This is a genomic window from Halorientalis sp. (assembly GCF_028275115.1).
Classification (GTDB): Archaea; Halobacteriota; Halobacteria; order Halobacteriales; family Haloarculaceae; genus Halorientalis.
This window is the reverse complement of record NZ_JAQCNH010000083.1, coordinates 1-21,189: the sequence shown is the minus strand read 5'-3', so window position 1 is coordinate 21,189 and position 21,189 is coordinate 1. Positions and strand designations below refer to the sequence as shown.

The 21,189-nt window shown below is 60.5% G+C and carries 15 protein-coding genes and 2 pseudogenes; 4 read left to right on the top strand and 13 right to left on the bottom strand.

Translation table 11 applies throughout. From position 1 onward, the window contains the following. Window positions 1-34: 34 nt before the first annotated feature. On the bottom strand, window positions 35-1,840 hold the full coding sequence (locus Q0964_RS11180) for a DUF7096 domain-containing protein (protein ID WP_299267378.1): 1,806 nt from the start codon (window positions 1,838-1,840) through the stop codon (window positions 35-37). A gap of 225 nt (window positions 1,841-2,065) precedes the next feature. Between Q0964_RS11180 and Q0964_RS11175 the strand changes: the two genes are divergently transcribed. Together Q0964_RS11175 and Q0964_RS11170 are read left to right on the top strand one after the other, a co-directional pair. Then, entirely contained in the window at window positions 2,066-3,172 is a 1,107-nt protein-coding gene (locus Q0964_RS11175) for a helix-turn-helix transcriptional regulator (RefSeq protein ID WP_299267376.1), read from the top strand. 157 nt (window positions 3,173-3,329) lie between these two features. Further along, window positions 3,330-3,977: an endonuclease III domain-containing protein gene (locus tag Q0964_RS11170; protein ID WP_299267373.1), complete on the top strand. Its 648-nt coding sequence runs from the start codon at window positions 3,330-3,332 to the stop codon at window positions 3,975-3,977. Between the two features lie 309 nt (window positions 3,978-4,286). Here the strand turns inward: Q0964_RS11170 and Q0964_RS11165 are convergent, their stop codons facing one another. From Q0964_RS11165 to proC, 4 genes are read right to left on the bottom strand one after another with little or no spacing between them, the layout of a single operon-like run. Continuing rightward, window positions 4,287-4,688, bottom strand: coding sequence for a DUF4864 domain-containing protein (locus tag Q0964_RS11165; RefSeq protein ID WP_299267370.1), 402 nt, complete (start codon window positions 4,686-4,688; stop codon window positions 4,287-4,289). 25 nt (window positions 4,689-4,713) lie between these two features. Continuing rightward, window positions 4,714-6,045 (bottom strand): glutamate-5-semialdehyde dehydrogenase, encoded by a 1,332-nt coding sequence (locus tag Q0964_RS11160; RefSeq protein WP_299267367.1) that lies wholly within the window; start codon window positions 6,043-6,045, stop codon window positions 4,714-4,716. After that, on the bottom strand, window positions 6,038-6,889 hold the full coding sequence (proB, locus tag Q0964_RS11155) for a glutamate 5-kinase (protein ID WP_299267364.1): 852 nt from the start codon (window positions 6,887-6,889) through the stop codon (window positions 6,038-6,040). The genes Q0964_RS11160 and proB overlap by 8 nt, the downstream gene beginning before the upstream one ends. Next, entirely contained in the window at window positions 6,882-7,658 is a 777-nt protein-coding gene (gene proC, locus Q0964_RS11150; RefSeq protein ID WP_299267362.1) for a pyrroline-5-carboxylate reductase, read from the bottom strand. Before proC ends, proB begins: the two co-directional genes overlap by 8 nt. Window positions 7,659-8,214: 556 nt before the next feature. On the opposite strand from proC, the pseudogene Q0964_RS11145 reads away from it, so the two are divergent. After that, window positions 8,215-8,888 (top strand): annotated as a pseudogene (locus tag Q0964_RS11145) (winged helix-turn-helix domain-containing protein); the annotation flags it as partial. 544 nt (window positions 8,889-9,432) lie between these two features. On the opposite strand, the gene Q0964_RS18480 reads toward Q0964_RS11145, so the two are convergent. Then, window positions 9,433-9,771, bottom strand: coding sequence for an SDR family oxidoreductase (locus tag Q0964_RS18480; RefSeq protein WP_414652153.1), 339 nt, complete (start codon window positions 9,769-9,771; stop codon window positions 9,433-9,435). Window positions 9,772-10,843: 1,072 nt separating this feature from the next. Between Q0964_RS18480 and Q0964_RS11140 the strand changes: the two genes are divergently transcribed. After that, complete coding sequence (locus Q0964_RS11140; protein ID WP_299267359.1) at window positions 10,844-11,434, top strand: hypothetical protein; 591 nt, start codon at window positions 10,844-10,846, stop codon at window positions 11,432-11,434. 249 nt (window positions 11,435-11,683) lie between these two features. Here the strand turns inward: Q0964_RS11140 and Q0964_RS11135 are convergent, their stop codons facing one another. The 7 genes and pseudogenes from Q0964_RS11135 to Q0964_RS11105 all read right to left on the bottom strand — a co-directional run. Continuing rightward, a complete protein-coding gene (locus tag Q0964_RS11135) occupies window positions 11,684-12,157 on the bottom strand; it encodes a cupin domain-containing protein (RefSeq protein WP_299267356.1) in 474 nt (157 codons plus the stop codon). A gap of 138 nt (window positions 12,158-12,295) precedes the next feature. Continuing rightward, complete coding sequence (locus Q0964_RS11130) at window positions 12,296-13,498, bottom strand: iron-containing alcohol dehydrogenase family protein (protein ID WP_299267354.1); 1,203 nt, start codon at window positions 13,496-13,498, stop codon at window positions 12,296-12,298. A 330-nt stretch (window positions 13,499-13,828) separates the two neighbouring features. Further along, the gene (locus tag Q0964_RS11125; protein WP_299267352.1) at window positions 13,829-15,082 is read right to left on the bottom strand and encodes an ABC transporter substrate-binding protein; all 1,254 of its coding nucleotides are present in this window, start codon (window positions 15,080-15,082) and stop codon (window positions 13,829-13,831) included. A gap of 277 nt (window positions 15,083-15,359) precedes the next feature. Beyond that, on the bottom strand, window positions 15,360-17,420 hold the full coding sequence (locus Q0964_RS11120; RefSeq protein WP_299267349.1) for a hydantoinase/oxoprolinase family protein: 2,061 nt from the start codon (window positions 17,418-17,420) through the stop codon (window positions 15,360-15,362). After that, window positions 17,417-19,213, bottom strand: a complete 1,797-nt coding sequence (locus Q0964_RS11115) for a hydantoinase B/oxoprolinase family protein (protein ID WP_299267346.1) — start codon at window positions 19,211-19,213, stop codon at window positions 17,417-17,419. Before Q0964_RS11115 ends, Q0964_RS11120 begins: the two co-directional genes overlap by 4 nt. 686 nt (window positions 19,214-19,899) lie before the next feature. Then, the gene (locus tag Q0964_RS11110) at window positions 19,900-20,586 is read right to left on the bottom strand and encodes an SDR family NAD(P)-dependent oxidoreductase (protein WP_299267343.1); all 687 of its coding nucleotides are present in this window, start codon (window positions 20,584-20,586) and stop codon (window positions 19,900-19,902) included. A gap of 265 nt (window positions 20,587-20,851) precedes the next feature. After that, window positions 20,852-21,189, bottom strand: a pseudogene (locus Q0964_RS11105) (lipoyl synthase); the annotation flags it as partial.

Here is a 21,189-nt window from a genome sequence, read left to right as displayed (position 1 = left end):
GTGGCGGTCCGGACTGAGTCTATTTGGGGACGACTCAACCTTCGTTCTCCGGTGGTTCTCCGTCTGGAGTCTCGACTTCCTCTTCAGGCTCCTCTTCAGCTTCCTCCTCGCGCTCCTCTTCGAGTTCTTCCTCGCGCTCCTCTTCAGCTTCCTCCTCGCGCTCCTCTTCAGCTTCCTCCTCGCGCTCCTCTTCAGCTTCCTCCTCGTGCTCCTCTTCGAGTTCTTCCTCACGCTCCTCTTCAGCTTCCTCCTCGCGCTCCTCTTCAGCTTCCTCCTCGCGCTCCTCTTCAGCTTCCTCCCGAGCTTCGGCCTTGTCGCCATCGCCCTCGTGGGCTGTCTCGGTCAGGGTGAGCGAGCCGTCCTGGAGGACGTACTCGAGTTCGGCCTCGAACGCACCTTTGATGACTTCGAGTTCGAGGTCCTCGGTCGCGTTCGTGTCGATGGCGAACCTCACCGCTCCGTCTTGACCGGTCGTTCCGACAGCTTGTTCGTTCGCGTAGACGGTCGCGTTCGGGACGCCCGAACCGTTGTAAGCGACGGTCACCGAAACTGTGTCGTCGGCCAGCGCGGCGTCCACGTTCAGCTTTCGGAAGACCTCGTCGTCTTCCGCCTCGAACTCGAACTCGAGTTCACCCTCCGCCTCACCGCTTCGAGCCGTGAGTGTTGCCTCGCCGCTCTCCGGGAGCGTCACCGTGGCCGTCCCGTCCGCGGTGGTCGTCCCAGCGACCCGCTCGTTCAGGAAGACGGTGACGTCGTCGACGGGTGTACCGTCCGAAAGAACCGTTACTGTGACCGTCGCGTTCGGGCCGGGCGTTCCTTCGGAGACGAGCATCGCGAGTTCGTCGTCAGCCTCGTTTTCTTCGTCTTCGGCCTCCGCTTCACGCTCCTCCTCACGCGGTTCGAGCTCCTCTTCGAGCGCGAAGACCGCACCCGAGGAGCCGTCGACGTCGATCTCGGCTTCGCCGGTTCGGGTGGTTGCTCCACGCAGGACGAACGCGAACTCGTATGCGCCTGCATCCTGCTCGAGTTTCGCCGCAGTGAGCGTCCACGTTCCGTTCTCCGGCGTCGAGAGCCCTTCTCGCGCCGTTTCGAGTGCGGCTGACTGGCTCACGACGACGCTCGGATTGGCGTCACGGGGGCGCTCTATCTCGCGTGACTGTTCGCCGTCCTCGCTCTCTATCTCGAGCGAAAAGCCACCGGCGGTTTCGAGTTCGATGTCACCCACTGACTGGCCGGTGAACTGGTCGAGCAGCGCCGCAGGACCCGCGCCACTGACGCCGCTCAGGTTCTCGACGGTCTCACGCAGTGCCGACTGGTTCACGCCGGCCGCCCGGAGTTCGAGCGCGGAGACGTTCTGAGCACGCTGGCGGAGTTGCTCGTGACTGTCGAGGAGGTTCGTCGCCTGGCCGTTCAACGTGGCGAGTCGTCGGGCGTACGCGGACGTACTGATTTCGCCCTCGCGGTGCGCCTCCGTGGCGTCCTCGTACTCATCGCGGATGTTCTCGGCCCGGTCGCTTAGTTCGTCCGCGCGGTTGGCGATGGCCTCGGCCCGCAGTTCTTGACCCGCGTTCTCGACGGATATCTCGAAGGCGGTGTCCTCGAAGTCCGTCTGTACCTCGTCGCTCGAGACGCCGATCACCGTCGAGAGCTGCTGCCCGACAGTGACGTTCACGCTCGAGTTCCCCTGTGTCGTATTCGCCTGTGCGGTCGTCGCGTCTGCTGTCGCCGCGTTCGTGTCGGCGGCTGTCACACCATCGGCCGTCGACACCGCTGCTACCGGGGCGGTCAGCCCGACGACCAACAGCGCGACCAGCACGCATCCGAGTGCCTCTGTTCTCATCGTGAGCCATACGTATGAGGGAGATGATAATAAACCGGGGTCATAGTCGGGGTGATTCGCGGACGTTTGCAGTCGTTTGCAGCCATTTTCACCGTTTGAATCGCCCGACAGCAGTGTGTTCGACGTTCGACCGCAAAACGGACTCGTTTCGGCTCGGTTGGCCCGAGAGGGCGACCGGTGAACGAACTACTTATACGCACTTCGTCGGAACCTAGATGCGACCGGATGACTGGTTCGTCGCGAAAGCGTTCGGCAACTGTCGTTTCGATCTGCGTTACCGGGTTCTTGCTTGTCGCGGCCGTCCCGCCAGTGGCGGCCGCGGACGCTGTGGGACAGACGGCACAGCCGGAAGCGGACAACACGGTTACTCGCGTTCACGTCTATCCGAACGGGTCGGCGCAGTGGACAATCCAGATTCGGACCCGACTCGACACCGACGGTCGCGTCGCCGAGTACGAGGCGTTCCAGGAGCGCTTCCGGGCGAACACGTCGCAGTATCGCGACCCGTTTCGCCAGCGGATGCAGGGTGTCGTGGCCAACGCAGCGAACACGACTGGGCGCGAACTGCGCGTCGAGAACGTCACTGCCTCGACGACCATCCAGCAGGTTCCCCGCCGCTGGGGGGTCGTCACGTACCAGTTTACCTGGACGGGCTTTGCTGCCCAGCGCAACGAGTCACTCGTCGTTGGCGACGTCTTTCAGGGTGGATTCTTCTTGACGGCGAACGATACGCTCGAGTTCGAGGCCCCGGCCGGCTACGACATCGCTCGTCTGGAGCCGTCGCCCGCCGCCCGGGACGGCGGGGTCGTGACGTTCCTCGGCCGCGAGGGGTTCGCCGACCGTCGCCCCCGGGTCGTGTTCAGCCCTGTCACGGAGCCACGACAGTCCGACGGGCAGGCAGCAACGCCGGGCGGAACGGCATCGTCGCCGCTCGCCGGTATCGGACCCGGAATCGTTCTGGGTGGAGGACTCCTCCTGGCTCTCCTCGGCTTCGGTGTGTACGCGGGCTGGCGTCGACGTGACGACGCCGAACAGCCGTCGTCCTCGGCGGCGTCCGTGGACGTGGACGCTCCAGCGCAGGCAGAGACGGGCGAGGACGTCTCGGCGGCTGCCACGGCGACGGACACGGCAGTTATGACCGATACGGAGCGTGTTCGGGAGCTGCTGGAGGCGAACGGTGGGCGCATGCGCCAGGCCGCCATCGCCGACGAGTTTGACTGGTCGGCCTCGAAGACGTCACGCGTCATCGGCAGGATGGTCGACGAGAAGACGGTCGAGAAACTCCAGTTGGGCCGCGAGAACCTGATCGAACTCGGCACGTCCGACGAGTAACTCCCTGTGGAGTCGAACACGGGCTGGCCTCGGCGAGGCAGGCGGCGAGCGGGACCGTCGGGTCTCGGTTCGGACGCCTCCTACGAGACTGTCAGCGCGGACACGGTCGCTAACTCGGGTTCGATACTGGCATGTCACAGCGACTCCTTGTCCAAACGTGAATCTCCGAAGACTCCACCGAGACCTGGTCGAACTTCACGGACAGCCCGACCGGGCCTACAGCGAGGACGGCGTTCGCCAACTGCTCACGACGATTCTCTCGCAGAACGTCACGGACACACAGACTGCCCGCGCCGCGGAGAGTCTGTTCGCGACGTACCCGGACTATCGGGCGATGGAGAACGCCGAGCAGTCCGAACTGGCGGACGTTATCTCCGACGTCGGGCTGATGAATCAGAAATCTCGGCGCATCCAGCGGTCGTTGACGCGTATCCGCGAGGAAACCGGCGGGGAGTACACGCTCGCGTTCCTCGAGGCGATGGCAACCGACGACGCCCAGGCCTGGCTCACCGATATCAAGGGTATCGGGCCGAAGACGGCGAGTGTGGTGCTGAATTTCCACTTCGAGAAACCGACGTTCGCCGTCGACACCCACATCGAGCGCCTCGCGACGCGGTTCGGGCTGATCGACGAAGCCACGTCGGCCGAGGCAGCACACGAGGTACTGAACGAGACGGTCCCCGACGACATCAAGTACAGCCTCCACGTCCTCCTCATCGCACACGGGAAACAGTACTGCTCGGCTCAGAACGCCGACTGCACCAACGCAGTCTGTGAGACGTACTGTGACTGCGAATTCTGTTGAGCGTGCAGCCACAGACCCCTCGACTGCGACGAACCCCGGTTTCGATGCCGACCGCGAAGCCTATGAGCTAACCGTCCATCGGGACCGCAGGCCGCAGTGGGGACTCCCGCTCCGGCCGGTCAGGTTCGAGAATATAAATGGCGTCGGCGCCGCCCGGCGGTGCCGTCTCGCGCGACCGCTGCAGGGGAGGCGGGCACTCTTTTCCTGTGCGACACCGTGCTGTTCGAGGCGAACGCCTCGCTCCGCTGTGGGCGGGGTCGAAGTCGACAGGACGGTCCGGATAGCGGACAGTGCCGAGTCCCGGGACAGTCAGTCGAGAACCACCCGGTCGGTGAGCCAGTGTTCGTCGAGGCTGCCGTCGCGACGGTTCGAGAGCCCGAACACGTACGTCTTCGTCCGGTCGTCGGGGCCGGTGAGTGTGACGCGTTGCTCGGCGGTGGTCCCGTCCTGCTCCATCGGGCCGGCTGTCGCCTCCACGTGGTCGACCATCGGCGCGTACTGCGGTCCGGTGACCATTCGCACGAATCGGTCGAACGGGCCGGTCGTCCGCCTGTTGGCCGGTGACGCGAAATTGTACGCAGTGCCAATGCCCGCGTTCTCGAACGGCTCGTCGTTCGTCGCGAGCGCGTCGAGTTGGATGGTGACGACTCGTTCGGGTCCGTAGGTCGGGTCCGGTGTCGGAAGCCCTGCGACGGGGTACTCGTCCGGCATAGTTCCCGTTAGTGGCGGAGCTGCATCAATCGTCGGTACGGTTGCCGGGTGTCCACCGGCCGTCGAAGGCGTCGTGCGTGAACGGTTTCGCGTCTTCACCGGCGTACGTCGCGACGACCTGTCCGTCGCCCTCGAGATAGTACTTGTAGGTCGTCAGCCCCGCCAGGCCGACGGGACCCCGTGCGTGGATTTTGCCGGTCGAGATGCCGACTTCGGCGCCGAGGCCGTAGCGGTAGCCGTCGGCAAACCGTGTCGACGCGTTGTGGAAGACGCTGGCGGCGTCGATACCGGTCATGAACGTCTCGGCGTGGTCGTCGTCCTCGGTGACGATCGACTCGGTGTGCTTCGAGCCGTGGGTGTTGATATGCGTGACCGCGTCGTACACGTCGTCGACAACCCGGATGGAGAGTTCCAAGTCGCCGTACTCGGTCTCCCAGTCGTCGTCGGTCGCCGCGTCCACGTCGACGACGTCTCGGGTCGCTGCGTCGCCGCGGAGTTCGACCGCTGCCTCCTCGTACCGCTCGACGATAGTGGGAAGGAACTGGTCTGCGACGGCGTCGTCGACCAGCAGGGTCTCGACGGCGTTACAGACCGCGGGGTACTGCACCTTGGCATCGAAGGCGATTTTTTCGGCCATCTCGAGGTCGGCTGCCTCGTCCACATAGACGTGACAGACACCCTCGGTGTGGCCGAGGACGGGAATCTGCGTGTTGTCCTGGATGTAGGAGACGAACTCCGAGGAGCCACGGGGCATGAGCAGGTCCACCTCGTCGTTCATCTCCAGCAACCGGTCGACCTCTTCGTGAGCTTCGATGAGCTGAATCCAGCCGTCGGGCAGTTCCGACGTCGCATCCCGGATACGTTCGTAGAGGACGCGATTCGATTCGCTGGCCTCGCTGCCGCCTTTGAGGATGACGGCGTTGCCGGACTTGAGCGCGAGCGCGGCGATCTGGACGAGCGCGTCCGGTCGCGACTCGAAGATAGTCCCGACGACGCCGATGGGTACTACCACTTTGTAAAGTTCGAGGTCGTCGTCCAGTTCCCGTGCCTCGAGTGCCGTCCCGAGTGGGTCCGACTGCTGGGCGACGCTCTCGATCATCTCGGCGATACTCTCGAGTTTCGCCTCGTCGAGTTTCAGCCGGTCGACGAGCGCCTGCGTGTACTCACCTCGGTCCAGCATCGCCTCGGCCGCCGTGACGTCAGTGGCGTTCGCGTCGAGAATTTCCTCGGTATGGGCCCGGACCGTGTCGGCAATCGACGCTAGCGCCGCGTTTCGCGTCGCCTCGTCGACGTTCGCCAGTCTCAGTGCTGCCTGCCGTGCGTCTGTCACTTGGGTTTCGATATCGTACTCAGTCATCTGTGTCTCCGTTTATCGGGACGAATATCGTCCCTGCGGGTTTGGCGGTAGCGATTCGTTCCAGAACGTCCCGGTCCTGGGACCCCGCGATGATCGCGGGGGTCCCGTGTTCGCTGGCGTCGCGGGCACCTTCGACTTTCGTCTGGATGCCACCGAACTCGGCGGTCGTACTCTCCTCGACGAGTGACTGGACGGCGTCGTAGTTGGCCCCGACGGCCTCGATCAGCTCTGCGTCCTGGTTGGCTTTTGGATTGCCCGTGTACACCCCCCCAACGTCGGTCAGCGTCACCAGCAGGTCGACGTCCATCCCGATCGCAACCGACGCGGACAGCATATCGTTGTCACCGATCTGAATCTCCTCGGTCGCGACGGCGTCGTTCTCGTTGATAATGGGGACGATGCCCCAGTCGAACAGCGTCTCGATGGTGTTGTGAACGTTCGTGAACCGTTCGGGGTTGGTGAGGTCGTGTTCTGTCAGCAGAATCTGGGCGACCGTCTGGTCGTACCGGTCGAAACTCTGCGTATAGTGCCGCATCAGGTGGCTCTGTCCCACGGTCGAGAGTGCTTGGCTCTCCTCGAGAGTCTCCGTTTCCTCGCCGTTGAGCATGCCTTTCCCGGCCCCAATCGCTCCCGACGAGACCAGAATCACCGACTTGCCCCGGTCTCGAAGGTCCATGATATCGCTGACCAGTTTGTCGAGTTTTACCCGGTCGAGTCTGGAGTTCTCGTCGGTCAGTGAGTTCGTGCCCGCCTTGACGATTACACGGTCCGCTGTGGCGGCCCGTTGGCGGGCCCGTTCGACGGTTTCGCTGTCGGTGTGGTCGGTGAAACTGGGTTCACTCATGTTGGAACTGTTCGGCCAATTCGCGCGACCGCTCTTCTGCAGCCCCCACGGCTTCGACGACCGACGCGTCGGCGTCACTGTCCCACAGGACCTCCATCCCTTCAATGGTGGTCCCGTTCGGCGAGCAGACGGCGTCGATGAGGTCGGAGACGCTGCGTTCGTCCCGGAGCACCGTTTCGGCGGCACCTTTGAACGTCTGTGCGGCGAGGGTCTCGGCCTGTTCCGGGTCCAGGCCGCCGTCGATGCCCGCCTCTTTCATCGCGTCGATGAGATAGAACGCGAAGGCCGGTCCGCTACCGTTGACGGCCGTCGAGGTGTCCATGCGACTCTCGTCGATCTCGACGAACTCACCTACCGCGTCGAGCATCTCGCGTATCTCGTCGGTGAGCCCCGCTTCGGTGGCCGCAGCGGCCATGTTACCCGTCTCCGCCGCGAGGTTCGGCATGATTCGGACCACCGTTGCGTCCGTCTGCTCGGCGACGTGCGCCCGTGGGACACCTGCGGCGATGGTGACGAGCGACTGGTCCGAACGGAGTTCGAGGTCCGCGAGGACTGCGTCGACGGCTGTCGGCTTCACCGCCAGGACGACGATGTCTGCCTCCCGGGCTACGGCGACGTCGTCGGTCGTCCGGTCGGCGCGGTCCGCCACCGACGCGAGTGCGTCCGGGTCGAGGTCGATAGCCGTCACGTCGTACGTGCCGGTTCGAGCGAGCCCACTCAGTAACGCCCCACCCATGTTCCCGCAACCGATAACGCTCACGTTCGTCATTGTGTATGAAGAAGACAAGCAGCGAGGCATAGCACCTGCGGTTTCGGTCTGAGAGTGCCATTCGGCGGCATCCGAGGTTCCGTGCCTTCTGCTCGTGTTCTTCAGATGACTGGGGAGTACAAACGGAACGTGCCCCGGTCCGTCCGTGTCTTCGACCGAACGCCCGCACGACGGCCAGCAACGAAACCCGCGACCACGACGCCGTGTCTCGTCGTGGCCACCCTGGCGACTCCGAGACGCTCGTCGGTCCGAATGTCGGCGGACGCGACGCGGCAGAAAAGCATCGGGGACCCGGTCCACGACCGCGGGGTGGACGGCTACCAGTGTACGAGCAGCGAGAACGGCCGGTCGCTCGCGTTCCGTGGGCGACTCCGTTCGGGTTCGCGGCGCTCTCGGTCGCGGTATCCACAGTCCCACCTCGGTTCCCGGAGGTGGGTTCGAGGCTGGGGTCGAACGAGTGCGAGGCGGTCCGGAGAGCGAGGCTCGTGAGTCCACCTGCCCCGCGAGAATCACAAAACCGTTAGAAATTTTTACTCGTAAACGTTAGTAGTAGTCGATGGACCATCTCGACGAAATCTCAGTCGGGGAGTTGCAGAATGCTCTCGACAACGTCGAGGAAGCGAAGCCGACGCAGCGGTTGCTGGCGGCAATCGCGTACCAGAACGGGATCTCGCAGACGGAGTTGGCAGAGTGGTACGGCGTCCAGCGTCGGACGATCTACAACTGGCTCAAGCGACTCGACACCGACGAACCGCTCGAAGAGGCCGTGACCGATGCCCGTCGGCCCGGGCGGAATCGAAAGCTCTCGCCATCGCAGCGAGACGCGTTCGAGTCGGCAGTCCACGAGGCCCCGTGGCAGGCCGGTTTCGACGCTCAGGCCTGGACGCCGGCGCTCGTTCAGCGGTACCTGGAGGAGACGTACGACGTCGAGTACTCACTCCCGAGCTGTCGGCGATTGCTCAGAGAAGCGGGATTGATCTATCGTAAGCCACGCCCGAGGGCGGCCGAAGAGGACGGCGACGATGGAGGCGACTCCCGCGGCCGGGGCGAAAAAAACGGCGGCAGGTGGGAACCGGAGTAGTCTACACCGACCGAGCCGGCGGATCGGCATCCTCTGAGCCGCCCCTCGTCCGATTTTCCCTGCACGACGCGGCCACCCATCGGGCGCCCCGGCCGACACGAATCGATACCCGACGGGACGCCGGACGGAGGACGGAGGACGGGGAACGGGTGACGGTCGGCCCTCGCGGCTCTGCATCCAGGTAGCGGGTCCAGTCGCGTCGGGTTCTTGATACCGGGTGGGGGCCCAACCCTGCCGAAAAGCGCCGACAGTAGATACGGGAGGGACTCGGCGACTGACTGCTCAACTCCTGCGACGAACCGCCGGCGACAGCCGGGACGGGTTTCGACGGGTTTGTGAGTAACTATTTCTACTGGCTATTCGAGCCTCGTTCCCCTGACCGGTGAGCGACGGTGCCAGTTCGAGGCGCGCGGACGGTCGTCGGCACGCTGTCGACCTACCGAGAGAAGGTAGCGGCAGTGAGCGACCACTACACCCCCCACGTTCGGTCGAGGGTCTCGTCGGTACGAACTCGGCACGTGCCGGTCACGAAAGCATGCTAAATCCGTAGGGTCCAACTGTCGCACTCATCGCCGTGCTGGCCACGACCAGCACCTGCACGACCCGAACTGGTCGCCCACCGCGACCCTCCTGATGCGGGTGTAGCGACACCGGTTCCGAGGTCGCGAGGCGACTTGCAGTTCGTTCGCCCGCCTACTCACCGGTATCCGACGGCGCGGTTAGGTGTTGGACTGACCGCCGTCGACGACGGGAAACTCGCCGTCCAGTTAGCCTGCGAGGTCGTCGGATGGACAGTACACGGCTGCGCCGGCGACGTCTTCGTTCGCCGAGTCGGTGAAGCGGCGTGTTCTCCGCGCTCCGTTCGGTCGCGACGAGGACGGTTTCGTTCGTCATCGCCGTATCGATGACTCCCGGGTGGATCGCGTTGACGCGAATCCCTTCCGGTCCGAGTTCGTCGGCGAGCGAGTACGTCAGAAACTGGACCGCGTTTTTCGACGTATAAGACGTCGGGAACGTCGCGCTCTCGCGGATGCTACGACGCTTGACGTATATATGATGTCCCGCCGGTGTCGTTTCCTGCCGGTATCGCCGCGCATCTGTCGGGGAAGCACGGGGGTTTCGGAACGTTCCGGCAGTAAAATATCATATACAACACGTCCGCAGGACCACTCCTCTATCCACGTGCTTCTAAATGAGAACAAGCGGTCAGCCTTCGCCGAGGAAAGCCGCTGGTTTCAATTCACTGGATGCAGTCAGAAAACACAGTCCTGCAGTACTTCTGAGGCTACACATCAGGTGAGGTGTACGTGCCACAACGCCAATGTGAGAGCGCGAAAGCCGGCTAATAATGGAAGTGTCAACCGGGAGGAAATCGCCGCATCGTAGGTCCGGACTTACAAACGGCGGCTGAACTGAGAGCCTGTGGCAGGGTTTTTGCGGAAATTGAGGACTGCATATTATTTCCGAGCCTCACCGACTCGGGACCTACTTCAGTAAATTGTGTGCCGTCCTGCGATTTCGGCACCACGAGAGTGAAACCCTGCCGCCGGAGTTTCGCCGTTTTTGAGAGATGCGTGAGCCTGAAACAGACCGGATAACTGTAGTTCTCGCCTGCTCTTGTCACCGTAACACGACAGCACCGAGACTCGTCCACAGCCATTTTCAGCCGTGCCTGCATATCATTGTAATAGTTGTGACAGACGATTCGGCAGTCTCTCGGCGGCGGGTTCTCCGGACTGTTGGCATCGGAACAACGGTCGCACTCGCTGGATGCTCGAGTGGTAGGAACGGGTCAAGTGATGGAGGCTCCGGTTCGACCGAGTCTACGACGCAGGGAGAGTCAGGTTCAGAGGAGTCCACGCCTGAGGAGAGCTCCGACTCGATGGAGTCTACCGCTAATTCAACAACACAGACCGGTCAGATTGAATATCAAGACTGGTTACCGACTCGAGAAACGCTCGGGTATGAGAGTAGTTATCGTGTAACCGGCATTCGTTCGAATTCAATCCAAGAGAACAAATCTCAGATCAAACCCTCGGTTTACGAGTTTCTCAGCGAAGGGCTACCGCAACTTATCACTCCAATTGATCTACCGTTCGAGTCAATGTCTGGGTTTCTCGGCTACCCTAACGCCAATATCGTTCAACTAGACGTCTCCGAGCAGCGTTTGATAAACTCGTTATCGGAAAATAACTTCCGGAAAGAGAACTCAAATAATGGCTTCTCCGTCTATGGTAGTAACTCGTCGGAGCGTCGCGCCGCTGTCGACGGGGGCACCCTCGTGATGAACAGTCAGGAGAATTACTCATACGACGGCGTTCGTATTGCCGTCGATACCAAACAGGGAACGACCCCTCGGTTGGTTGAACAACGGGAGAGTGCAAATCGACTAATAAATACATTTAACGACTGGACTGTTCTCTCGATTGGCCTCGGTGGCACTGCAAACGCGCTGTTATCTGGTGACACTATTACAATTGAGGGAGAAATGTCAGCTATAAACAGTATAGAAGTCTACGAGAGTGCATCCGATATCCCCCAAATCAAATTGGAAGACCAGATAGCAGAAGCAATCGAAGAGGACGGCGTTACTAATGGGCAATTACACACCAGTGGACGCGTCGCAGTCGTTGAGATAACTGCGAGAACAAAAAGTGGATATGTAAGCCAGGGAATGCGAACACTTATATCCTAACTGACTTTTCCCTTTTGTTGGACGATTCCGGTCGCGTGAACCGCTCGGTGTATATCAATTAGCACATATAGAGGACAGTCTGTGACGGTGTCCGTAGGCTATCCACTACTCGCCTCGTGCAAAAGAGCAACTACCTGCTGTGGCAAACTTCGGGGCCGAGGGCCGGTTCCGCTCGTCGGCCGAGACGCCCACGCGTCGGATTCCGCACTTCGGTATCGCCGGCGTCGTCGCCACCGGCCCGGCGCCGTCCTACGTGGTCTCGAACCGGCCCGTCTCCGCACCACAGTTCGCACAGCAGAGTGTGAACGTTCCGTCGCGCTGTTCGATCTCTCTGTCGCCGGTTTCGCCACACTCGGAGCACGTTTCGACAAACACCGGACGGTCGTCGACCTTCGGTGCGCCGATGGCGAGCAGGCGGGCGGGATCGTCCCCGATGGCCTGCCCCTGTTGTGCGTGATTCGGGGGCACGAAGAAGGCCTCGTTCGCCCCGACGGTCCACACGCCGTCCTCGGTCTCGAACTCCAGGGTCCCGTCCAGGACGTAGAACAGTTCCTCGTGCTCTGGGTGCTTGTGGTACCCGAACGACGCTGGCTCACCGGGGTCCAGCACGTAGAGGTTGCAACCGAACGTTGTCGCGCCGACCGCCTCGTCGATCTCGGTTTTTTCTCTCGCCGGACTCGGTACGTCTGGCAGGTCGTCGACCTCGACTTTGCGATACGGCATACACTACCGTTGCTGGAGAGGATAATATGTGTTTCTCCTGTGCCGTCGTTTCGGAACGCAGTGGGCACGTGCCTCCTCACACGGCGTCTCCGCTAACGGAGAGCGGTCCCGTTCGCGCTGTCGTCGAGAGGGTCGGTGTCACCAGGCGTCTTCGAGAGTGCGTTCGATGTCGTCGACCGACGGTTCGAACGCCTCTGGCCCGAGGTCGAGAAATCCGTCTTCGGCCGTGTGCTCGGCGGCCGCGCGAAGGCCGTCTCTGCTCGTGCCGTCGACGTCCCGGAGCCGGGAGGGGAGTCCGAGTCCGTCCCGGACGGTTTCGACGGCTTCGACCACCGCGTCCTCCGTGTCGCTCGTCGTCTCCTCGCCGGTGAGGAGTCCCTCCGCCAGCACGTCGGGACGGCCGCCGCCCTCCGCGAAGATGAGTCGGAGCGCGTGGGGGACGATTACGCCGTGAGCGACACCCTGTTGGATGCCGAACTGGTTACGGAGTGCGTGTCCGAACGCGTGGACGATGTTTATTTTGTACGACGTTGGCATCGATACCCCGTGTTGCACGAGGAGGGTCCCCATCACGGCCCGCGACACGACCGATGGGTCGTCGGCCGAACGGAGACGTGGAAGCGAAGAGCGGAGGTAGGCCAGTCCGCGAACCGCCGTCGCGTCCGTTACGGGATTCGCGAACCGGGAGTAAACCGCCTCGATACCCTTGTCGAATCCGTTGATGGCCGAGCCAGCGAGGACGTCCATCGGCGTCGTCTCGAACAGGTCCGGGTCGTAGAACAGGTCGGTCGGCATCAGTCGGGTGTCGATGGGAATGGCTTCGGTCGGCCCGTCGTCGGTTTCCGCGACGAGTCCAGCGGCGACCGAGAGATCCGCCCCCGCCAGCGTCGTCGGAACGACCGTCACCGGAACGTACGCGTCGTCGTCGTCCGGCAACGCCAGTTCACCCGTCTCGGCGACTGCTGCGTGTGCGTCCTCGTACGTGTAGTTCGCGTTCGCCAGCGCGCTGATTCCCCGGGCTACGTCGATGCTGCTCCCGCCACCGACCGCGACGATAGCGTCAGCCTCGGTCGCCCGCAACCGCTCGATGCCATCGAACACCGTCGACAGCGTCTTCGCCGGCGTCGTCTCGTCGAATATGCCAGCCGCGTTCCGACCGAGGCCCGCCACGACCGGGTCTATCAACGCCTTGTTCGACCCGACGGTGCTGCCACAAACCACGAGCGCATCGTTCAGACCCTGCTCGGAGAGCGTCTCGTCGATGTGGTCGATGCAGCCACGGCCGAAGTGGATCCCACCCGGCTCGAAATCGTGCGTGAACGACGGTATACTGAGAGACATGCCAGTGTCTACTGCGCGCCAGCTAATAAGAATTAGTGGGGAAAGCAACCGCGGTGCCACGTCTCCTGCTCCCGGTAACCTGTCACAGGCTCCGGATAACCCGTGTGAGAAACGAGAGTGAGGGGGCAGTGTTCGTGGCGGCCGCGTGAACGGGTACCACAGGACCGTCGGTCAGGTGGGTGCCAGCTTTGTACAGTGGGGTTTGATAATTCGACAGAGAATAATAAACCGGAATGAGCCGGGGCCGATCAGTGACGATGCAACAACACAGCAATCGGCTCTAACGACTGACCGACAGTACTGCGGTCGGCGGGGGTGTCGAGATTCGGTTCAAAGTTCACATCCGGTCTCGGAACAGTCTCTCATCTGCGTCTCCTCGACGTTCTGAGGCGCATTCACGACTTCGAAGTGGTTCTGACCGTCGACTTCGGACGGGTCTCGGCCAGTCACTGTCAACGTTGGGACTGTTGCGGCGTGGTCACACGCCCGGAACCGCTCACCGGTGCCCCACAGTTGTGGGAACAGTTCCATTCCTTCGAGTTCTTTGCGAACGGGGTCCATCTCAACGGTTTCTGCGTTGCCAACTGCCCGCAGGGCTGTACGAGTCCCGGCGTACATACACGCTGAGAACCCATATGGGAGTTCGTCGTACTCGCTCCGGTAGGCCTCTGTGAACTCAGTTGCTGCGGGAGTTTCTCGTTCCCAATACCACACTGCGCCAGCGTAAAAGTTGTCCTTGCTGATTACGTCCTGTCCGATTTGTCCGGCTTCCGTGATTCCGGTCGCCGGCCAGACGCAAACGTGGTTCTCGAAGAGTCCGAACTCGTTCGCCTGTTGCGCACTCTGGATGTGGTCGCCCGCTGCCTGATTGAAAACGATGACGTCGGCTCCAGATTGTTGTGCATCCGTGATGGGTTGTGAGAAGTCCCCCTGTCCCACCTCTGTCCAACTGTTCCCGACGAATTCCGCATCGTTCTCTGGTGCTAGCACGGACTCGTCCCACGTTTTGTGATCCTGCCCCCATGAGTAGTCCGAAGAGATAGCATAAACCGAGTCTCCCAGGCCTTCGGACAGGACGTATCCCAGACTACCGCTTGATTGTTGTACCGCGTTCGTCGCGCTGACAAACATGTTCGGGCGGCATTCCTCACCCGTGGTTGTGTTCCCACCGCCGAGGTTCACATAAATGAGGTCATTACGGGCCGCGATCTCGGTGATACTCAGCGCCACTGAGTTCGAGAAACTCCCGGCGAGCATGTCGACGTTCTCATTCTGAATGAGACTCTGAGCGATCTGTGAGCCCCGCTGTGGGTCCGTCTGTGTGTCTTTGAATGTAATCTCAACGTCTCTACCGGCCGCATCTCCGTTTTGATTGGCATGCTTCACCCCGAGCTCCATCGCCTGCTTGATATTTTGTCCGACTGCACCGAATGGACCACTTGTCGGGAGGGTTGCACCAATATATACGGAGTCGCTGTCGTTGCCACCACCGCTGAGACAGCCAGCAAGCGATGTTGCCGCGAAACCTGAGCCTGCTAACCTGAGAACGGTGCGCCTGTTCGGAGTGTTATCTGATTTCGTCATTGTGTTCTACTGTCATGTGGTCCGATAGTTTGATTGCTACAATCATGGCAATAGTTCACATTACTCATAAAGATTTTGGCCATATAGATTTGATATCGATAGAGCAGCTAAATATAGCTCAATTACCCGTCACCGCCGGCGTGTATTGCAGGGAGCCCCAACAGGCACAAAGAGCATTCAGACCTAACCCAGCGGGCCAAGCCAGCAGGTACGTTCCGTCGTCAGTTTTAGACCACGGTCATCGTTTCTGGCCGATGTGCCAGTTCACCGTCGCCCGCTACACCTCGATGAGGTAGTTCCCAAATTCGGTGATAGTGAGGGCACTTTTTGGCGGTAGCACGATCGTCGTATTGGACCCATCGACGAACGCTGGTCCGGAGATTGAATCGCTGCTGGTGAGTTCGGCGGAACGATACACCGGTGACTGTACCCTCGCTCCATCGAAATAGGCCTCTCGCTCTGCTACAGTCTCCGTCGGCTCTTCATTACTGCTCGAAGACCCACTAATTATGTCTTCCACCGCAATGTCTGGACGACTAGTGGCCTCGACACGCCAGTAGAGGAACTCGATGTCCTCGCTGGTGCTAAACCCATAGACGTCCTGATGCCTCTCGTCGAACCGTTCGGTAAGCACCTCAAGTTGGTTCCTGTCGATACGAGACTCGGGCAGCTGAATCTGGAGTTCCCAGACCTGCTGGGGATATCGAGCCTCAGCATAGAAAGACAGGTCGCGATTATCGTTGTCGGCATCAATCCGGTCGAAGAAGTCTTCGGCCTTCTGTTCGAGCGACGAGAGCGTCTCATTGACGCTTTCGAAGTCGAAATCGGACTGTGTCGTGAACTCGCTCATTGAGAAGTCCCGACTGATGTCCGAAATGAGACCTCCGATGGACGTGGCAACGCCTGCGTCTCGGGGCAACAGCACCTGGTCAATCTGCAGTTGCCGTGCGATTGGGACAGCAAATGTCCCGAGCGCACCGCCACCACCTGAAATCACATAGTTTCGCGGGTCGATACCCTGCTCAATGGTCACGCCTTGGATTCCGTTCGCTATATCCTGTACTGTCGTGGCGTATATCGACCGGGCGGCGTCGATAGGATCGATATCAAGCTCGTCGGCCACATGCTCTTCGATCGCTGCCACCGCGCCCTCGTAGTCAAGGGTCATATCTCCTCCCAAGAAGTACTCCTGATCGAGATATCCGAGCACGAGAGCTGCATCTGTGACAGTCGGTCGTTCGCCGCCACGCCGGTAGCAGACGGGGCCAGGGTCCGCGCCAGCACTCTCCGGACCGATGTGGAGCAGTCCACCTTCGTCAACCCACGCGATGCTCCCACCGCCCGAACCGATGCTGCGGACGTCTACTTTTTCGATACCGAGGATGTCGTCTCCGACTTCCGCTTCCCGTGTGCGGGGAATGATGCCTTCGGTCGCGACGTTCATATCCAGACTCGTCCCACCCATATCGAGAGATATGACATCGGTTTCGTCAATTTCGGCGTTTACAATCTCTGTCCCAGCCACCGGTAGCATGGTCGGTCCAGCGTCAACAAGCCACACTGGGCGTCTCACTGCTTCGTCTAATTGAATCGTCCCCCCGTTCGCAGTGATCAACAGCGGTTCGCCGCTGAACCCGGCTTCATTGAGTCTGCTACCAAGAGTCGACAGGTAATCATTGAGGAGGTTGTACACCGACGCGTTGATAGCCGTCGTTGAGGTTCGTCGGTATTCCCTGATAATCGGGTTGATTTCGTGACTGAGTGAGCAGTGGATCCCCGGGGCGTGCTCTTCGAACAATTCCGCGATACGGCGTTCGTGAATGGGGTTGACGTGCCCCCAGAGGAGAGAGACCGCGACGGCTTCGACGTCCTGGGATTTGATCTCACCGATGGCATCGATCACGTCGTTTTCGTCGAGAGAGTCGACGACATTACCTTCAGAATTGACACGTTCGTCGACACCGAAAGTTAGCGAGCGGGGAACGTACGGGTCTGGGTAGTCGACGGACCAATCGTACGGATTGTTCTTTCCGCCTTCGCGGAGGAGGAGGGTTTCTCGGAACCCATCCGTACATATTAGTGCGGTCTTCGACGTTTTGTCTTCGACAATCGCGTTTGTCGCGATAGTCGTTCCATGAACGAGTCTGTTCGTATTCTTCAGTAACTCTTCAGACGACATCCCGTAACTCGCTGCCGCTTTCTCGAACGTATTGAACAGGCCGTTGAGTAACTGGTCCGGCGTCGTTGGCGATTTGAACGAGTCTCCATCACCGTTTTTCTGTACGACATAGAGGTCAGTAAACGTTCCACCGATATCACAAGCCATCTGATAACTCATTGTTCGGCCTCCGTCTTGCCGCGCCGGTTCGCAGTCGCTTCTTGATCGATTTCAAGCCCGTTTCCTGTCTCCTCAACGACGACACCGTAGTCCTGTGCGGCCTGCTCGATCGACACGACGCCTTCTTTCACGTCTTTTCTGACACGGTCTGGGTCGCGCTCGTACGGATTTCCGTAGCCGCCACCGCCTGCCCAGCGGCCCACAATCGTCTCATTGGGCTCAATCGGTATCACGTCCATCGTCAAAATAGGGAGATCCTCCGTCGCCCCATCCTCGGTGATTTTCGTCGCTTTGCTTGGTGCGCCCGGTTTCCCACCGAGGATACCTTTTGGTGGATTCTCTTTAGCATTTCCAAAGTAGGCGACTTCCATCGTGTCCTCCCGTGGGCCGTACTCGACTTCCGTCGCAGGTGCGCCACGCCACTTGCCGGCGCCGCCTGTGTCCGCGATGAGTTCTTGACGCTTGATGTAGATCGGAAATTTTTGCTCGTCAATCTCAATGCTGTCACGGTAGAGAGCGCCACCGGCGTTAGGAACAGCGTACGTAAGCCAGCCATCGTGTCCCGCCAAGCCGGGTCCACCACCGCCGATGTGGAACATTTGATTGACGTACTGTTCATCGTCGTGTCTAAAGTCAGTCCCAGAAATAACCGGTAGACAGGGGTTTTGCGATGGGTTCCCCTCCGCGATTCCCCACGGTTCACCGAGTTGACCGAATGCCGCCTGGACGGCGTTGAGAAGGACATCCGCGATGTTCGTCGTCGCAGCAGCGGTCCCGACAGGAAACTCAGGATTCCCGACGATGCAGCCGTCAGCCAACTGGAAGTCAATGCAACTTAGACTACCTTCGTTGATCGGAATATTCGAGTCTATATTATTAAAGATACCTGCGAGCGCCGCGGCTTTCGCAGTTGCCTCACAGAGGTTGAGCCCGAATGGCAGATTATCAATATTGTCGGTCAAATCGACGACGATATTCGGCTCGTTCGGGTCGATACGGACAGTGACGTTGACCGGTATTCGATCCTCAGTAACATCTGGTACAGGGTCGTGATAAGATGTATACGAGATGTCGTCCTCGGGCAACTTGCTAATTTCGGCTGCCATCATCTCTTCACCGTAGTTCAGCCAGGCGTCGATGAAGTTCTTGATTACATCAACCCCATACTCCTCACAGATCTCCTGAACTTTCTCCTCACCCGTCCGGACTGCAGACACCTGTGCCAAGTAGTCCCCGTACCACTGGTCTTCTCCACGGCGGATATTCAATTTCAGCATCCGCACAATGTCGTCTTTCGACTCGTAGTCCTCTTGGATGCGCACCGACGGGAAGTGCATCGCTTCCTGATACACATCCTCAGCGTGGGCGAGGTATGTCGATGGAATTGAGGCCCCTATATCTGCCTGGTGCGCTCGGTTGATCGACCAGAAGAGTGGTTCTCCGTCGTAGAAGACGGGAACGTGAAGAGTGTAATCTGCGTGATGACTGTTACCATAATAAGGTGAGTTCGTGAGGAAACAATCACCCGGTGAGATGTCGTCGTGAAGATCCACTGTGTGCTCCGGAGTCAGACCGATGTTCCCGGTATGGACCGGGAGCCCCTCCCGGACCATGAATTGTCGACCGTCGAACAGTGATATTGCAGAAGAAAAGTCCCGCGCGACGTTGACGACTCCTGACCGGGCCGATTTCAATAGTGACTGGGTCATGTCTCGAGTGGCTGACTCAAACTTCTTCGACAGGATCGTCATGAGGTATGGTTCTATCTGGCTGGAACTCTGGCTAGTTGCCATGATGAATGTTAACTACCACCTAGTATAAAAAATATTCGCTAGTCTGTAATAACGATAAACGTAGAGAAATCGAACAGAGAGCGCCTGAACTCTCCTCGGACACGTCGTTGCAGGCCGGTACCTGGCAATCGTGTCATCACATAAACATTCCGTGCGATCAGCAGCCACGCGCCCAGCATCTAAAGCGGCTACGTCACGACAGCGAACGAAGCGGCTATGACTGACAGCCAAACTGAGAACCGGTATAGTATGTGTTTCCGGCGACGTTCCACCGGTCACAGCTCATTCACGATCAAATATAGATGGCTTCCACAGTAAGTCGTGTTCGGATTTTTTCAGTCGCTTGAGGTCGGATATCCGCGCGTATTTGAGAAATTCACCGCGATCCAGTCCGATAGTCCAGTTGTAAATAAAAAGCACGAGCTGAATCGAGACAGCACGGGGGACTACTGCAGTCGGTGATCTTTGACACCAGCCTCAGATTGAACAACAACTGGATAGCGGAGCGCGTCACTAGCCGTGTTATTTACCTCTATCATACGACCCCTGGCTCGTTGCTCTCGGGGGCGTCGGCGGGTGAGGGTTCTGCGAAGAGATGGTCCGAGGTCACCGCGTCTCGAATTTGATTGTTTCTGTCCGGTTTCGCTCGGAGTCCATAGACAGGAATCGTACCCGGTTTGTCGACGCTAGCGTGTCGCCTGTTTCCACTTTTTCAGGCCGACCACCGCGCCGTTGAGCTCGGGAGCAGCACACTCCGTCCCGGCCCATCGAAAGAGCTCTGCGACCTCCTGGGGGTCTCGCCCCTGTTGGTCGGTGAGTTCCGTCGCGACCAGGCCAGGGTCGACGATTCCTACGGTTTGTTTGGCGTCGGCTGCGAAACTGCGTGCAACTCCCTCCACTGCCGCTTTGGAGACGCCGTAGGCACCCATCCCCTCGACCGGTTCCCGCGCCACGGACCCCGAGGGGACGAGGACGCGCCCGTCTTCGGGCATGAACTGCAACGATTCGCGTATCACCGCGAACACGCCGTAGACGTTGGTGTCCATGACTGCCCTGAGACCTTCGTGCGTTTCCTCGTCGAGCGGTTGCTGTCCCGGTGGGCCGGTCGTGGTCGCCGCGGCAGGTATCACGACGTCGAGTGCCGAGTCCACTGCTTCCAGAAGTGACACGTAGAACTCGTCGGCGTCTGTGACATCGAGCGGTTTCACGACGGGTGTTCCCCCGGCGTCGGAAACGGCGGCGGCCACGTCTTCGAGTTCGGACCGGGACCGAGAGCAGAGGACGACACGCCACCCAGCGGAACCAAACGTCTCCGCCACGGCAGCCCCAATACCTCTGCTGGCGCCCGTCACTAGTACTGTCGAGTCAGTCATATGTCGACAGCGTTGAGAAGGGGTCCGGTCAGATAAAAATGCTGTTTACACCGGCCGCGTCCTCCCGTTCGTCAGAGTCCCGTGTCGCAGGGACGCGGGCGCTCTCGTGGAGCGCGGCGTGAGAGTTGTCGGTCGCTCCCGACGGGACGAGGACCCGGTCACAGGACGACCAGCGTGGGTGGGTGCGGGAACGGACGCCTGGTCCGAGTCACGACGGTAGAGCGCTGTCAGTCCGGCGCTGTTTCGTCTGGCGGGCAGCCGCCGCTCAGTCTCCCGCCCGCGCCCGCTCGCGCGCTGCGGCCGGGTCCGCACCGTCCAGCACGGCCTCGACGAACAACTCGCCCGCGCGGTAGGACGACCGAACCATCGGGCCCGACGCGCAGTACAGAAAGTCCAGTTCCTCCTCGGCGACCCGTTGCCAGGTGTCGAAGGCGTCGGGGTGGACGTACTCTGAGACTTCCAGGTGCGAGCGGGAGGGCTGGAGGTACTGGCCCAGCGTCACCACGTCGACGCCCACCGTCTTGAGGTCCCGCAGGGTCTGGTAGATCTCGTGGTCGTACTCGCCGACGCCGAGCATGAGGCTGGTCTTGGTGTAGATGTCCG

Bases quoted from the DNA above. Each gene is read 5' to 3' on its own strand.
- Q0964_RS11175 (WP_299267376.1), top strand. From the start codon at position 2,066: ATGACTGGTTCGTCGCGAAAGCGTTCGGCAACTGTCGTTTCGATCTGC.
- Q0964_RS11140 (WP_299267359.1), top strand. From the start codon at position 10,844: ATGTCTGGGTTTCTCGGCTACCCTAACGCCAATATCGTTCAACTAGAC.
- Q0964_RS11180 (WP_299267378.1), bottom strand. From the start codon at position 1,840: ATGAGAACAGAGGCACTCGGATGCGTGCTGGTCGCGCTGTTGGTCGTC.
- proB (WP_299267364.1), bottom strand. From the start codon at position 6,889: ATGAGTGAACCCAGTTTCACCGACCACACCGACAGCGAAACCGTCGAA.
- Q0964_RS11165 (WP_299267370.1), bottom strand. From the start codon at position 4,688: ATGCCGGACGAGTACCCCGTCGCAGGGCTTCCGACACCGGACCCGACC.
- Q0964_RS11115 (WP_299267346.1), bottom strand. From the start codon at position 19,213: ATGGCAACTAGCCAGAGTTCCAGCCAGATAGAACCATACCTCATGACG.
- Q0964_RS11135 (WP_299267356.1), bottom strand. From the start codon at position 12,157: ATGCCGTATCGCAAAGTCGAGGTCGACGACCTGCCAGACGTACCGAGT.
- Q0964_RS11160 (WP_299267367.1), bottom strand. From the start codon at position 6,045: ATGACTGAGTACGATATCGAAACCCAAGTGACAGACGCACGGCAGGCA.
- Q0964_RS11110 (WP_299267343.1), bottom strand. From the start codon at position 20,586: ATGACTGACTCGACAGTACTAGTGACGGGCGCCAGCAGAGGTATTGGG.
- Q0964_RS11120 (WP_299267349.1), bottom strand. From the start codon at position 17,420: ATGAGTTATCAGATGGCTTGTGATATCGGTGGAACGTTTACTGACCTC.
- proC (WP_299267362.1), bottom strand. From the start codon at position 7,658: ATGACGAACGTGAGCGTTATCGGTTGCGGGAACATGGGTGGGGCGTTA.
- Q0964_RS11125 (WP_299267352.1), bottom strand. From the start codon at position 15,082: ATGACGAAATCAGATAACACTCCGAACAGGCGCACCGTTCTCAGGTTA.
- Q0964_RS11130 (WP_299267354.1), bottom strand. From the start codon at position 13,498: ATGTCTCTCAGTATACCGTCGTTCACGCACGATTTCGAGCCGGGTGGG.